The 2,640-nt window shown below is 64.3% G+C and carries 2 protein-coding genes; one reads left to right on the forward strand and one right to left on the reverse strand.

The features are described 5' to 3' along the window. Positions 1-421: tetratricopeptide repeat protein (locus EAO75_RS45245; protein ID WP_148000935.1), on the forward strand; the 421-nt coding region annotated here is incomplete at its 5' end. A gap of 538 nt (positions 422-959) precedes the next feature. On the opposite strand, the gene EAO75_RS45250 is transcribed toward EAO75_RS45245, so the two are convergent. Then, a complete protein-coding gene (locus EAO75_RS45250; RefSeq protein ID WP_148000936.1) occupies positions 960-1,475 on the reverse strand; it encodes a hypothetical protein in 516 nt (171 codons plus the stop codon). Positions 1,476-2,640 lie beyond the last annotated feature (1,165 nt).

Raw genomic sequence — 2,640 nt, forward strand, 5'->3', positions numbered from 1 at the left:
GAACCTAGCCAGCGTCCTCGCCGACAAAGGCCAGCTCGAAACAGCCCAACGCGAGTACGAAGCAGTCCTGTCCCTACGCCAGCGCATCCTCGGCAACGAACACCCCSAYACCCTCACCACACGACAGAACCTAGCCAGCGTCCTCGCCGACAAAGGCCAGCTCGAAACAGCCCAACGCGAGTACGAAGCAGTCCTGTCCCTACGCCAGCGCATCCTCGGCAACGAACACCCCCATACCCTCACCACACGCTATGAGCTCGCGCTACGGCTGGGAATGGCAGGCCAGGTCGCCAAAGCCATCACCGACTTGGCGGAGATCCTTACCGACCAGACAAGGGTGCTAGGACCCGACCACCCCGATACCCTCGCCACCCGCCAGGAGCTCACGCACTGGCTGCGGGTGGCAGGCGCGTCCGGTTAATCCTGTGACCTGCTGATACGAACCAGACAGCTCAAACTGCCCCTGTCCGGTCACAGATAGCTGCAACATTCGTGGGTGTTGCAGCCCGTCGGCGAAGCCGACCCCAATGGGTCGCAGGCGACTTCCGCTGTCAAGTCGCGCACTGCTTCGCGCCACTCGGGGCAGACAGTCACGGTCAGCTGCGGTGAATCGAGTGCGAGAGTCAGCCGTGGGTGTAGCGGACCTGCCCAGGTCAGGCCGCTGAGGTGCGACATCATTCTCTGGATTCCCAAGCTCATGGTCACCCATGCGCCRGTGGTTTCGTGACTTGGACTTCTGCTCCGTGATCAAGGTGACGGCTGCGGCTCTTCCTCCAAGAGCGTCAGCAAGCGCCGACCAAGGCTCGAAAGGGCGTACGGCCGGTAGGTACCTCCATAGATCATGCCGTGAAGGGCGCTCTCCACCAAGCCGAGCGAGATGAGCTTCTGAAGGACTGCGTGTCCGCCTACTTCTAGGCCAGGATCAGCCTCGCAAACAGCCCCCAGTGTCATTCCGTATTTCACGCCGTCCTCCGGGCGCTCGGGGGCTGCGGCAACGGCATAGCCGATGAGATGACGTGCATGAACCTAATGTGTGGCGGATCGCCCTCCCGAATGGCTGTTTGAAGCAGTTCCCAAATGTCGAGGCGCGCCGGCGCCGGGTCTGCCACCGCCGCTGCCAGGGCACGAGCAAGCGCCCGTCGCTTCTGGCTAAGTGAAATGTCCTGCGCCGCGCCGACTACTCTCCCAGCGAACTCAAGCAGTCGGTCGTCGGAGAGAAGCCGATCCTGCAGTTCGTCTGGATCGATCCGCAGCACACGGGTAACTTCACGTACCAGCTCAGCACTTCGATCGGCGCGATTCGACGCGATCCGGTCGGCGACCATGTCAAAGCTCGTGACCAAAGCTGGCCCAACGGCGGCTCCGATCAGCGCCCCTTCGGGCCCGCCGATCATGGCTCCAGTTGCCGTTCCAGCTGTGGCAGCGGCTATCTGCTTCAAGCCATCAACTACCTGGTCCTCGGTCCGCTTGTTCACAGACTGACTGTATGCACTCGTTGCCACTGCTCGCGAGGCATTCATATGTTCCCCCGACGTGGCCGCCCCGGCAGTGCACAACAAATTTGTTGTGGCTGGCAGGTCGGTGCACCACTGGCGCACCAGAACGAGCGGGGAGTGGCGGGGAACCACGGTGATAGGCCGACGAGCCCGGAAGGATCACCAGACAGCGTTCGCCGAGGTCAGTGCCCGAACCAGATCCAAATGCCCGCAGCTTCCCAAGCTGAGAGCACGAGTTCGATGTAGCTCCTCGGGCTCCGCGTACTGCATGCACCATGCGAAGCGCCGTCGCGAACGTCGGTGAGATCGTCGGCGAGGCGCCCGGAAAAGCGCTGTGCCAGCAGGTCGCGGCGGTGTGCCTGCGACGTCGTCGGTGCCGCGGGCACGAGCCTCGAGTGTGCGAGGGGCGATCTGGTCAGCGGACAGGCCGAGCAGGGTTCTTCCACTTCCTGATGTTCCGCTCGATGGCGCGCTGACGCTGTCCGGCCCTCGTACCCCTCGGGTCGGACTCGGCAGTGAGCAGGTCGACAGTCTCGGCGGCGAGACGGTCGACGGCCTGCGTTCGGCGTGACGCCTTCGACCAGCCGGCGCACATCGTCAGACAGGTCGCCGAGCTCGTCGATGACGGCCTGAGGCGCGCGGCGTACGGCTGGTACGGCTGCTAGCTTGCGCTCGATCGACCCCAGAGCGTCGAGGCCATCGGCGAGTTGGCGGGCAATGATGCTCAACAGGCGATCCTCGGCCTGCGCGTATAGATCGCGGCTGCGCTCGGCCAGGGCTCAACCATGCCTGGGTGGATCGGCACGTCGACCTCCCAAGCAACGAGCAAACTGATGATCTGTGAGTGCGGGAGCCCTACTCTGTGAAGAGCGGAAGGGCAGCTGACGACCTTGCTGAAGGTGCCGACGGGCAGCCCTCTCGCAGAGTTCTTCTGCACCAGCCACGAGGGAAAGTCACCACACGGGCTCGCTCGCATCTATATCCCGCGAGGCATGGCACCAACCGGAGTGCTGGACGACGAGTCCTCGTGGCGGGAGGCGGCCGCGCGATTTGCCGTTCTGAGCTCGCCGCCGGCAACTGTCCGGGAGACGGTCTGCGCCCGCCCGCCGACACCGGACGAAGCGGCTGCCCTCCGGGTCCGCTC

Source organism: Streptomyces sp. UW30, from assembly GCF_008042075.1.
GTDB lineage: Bacteria > Actinomycetota > Actinomycetes > Streptomycetales > Streptomycetaceae > Streptomyces.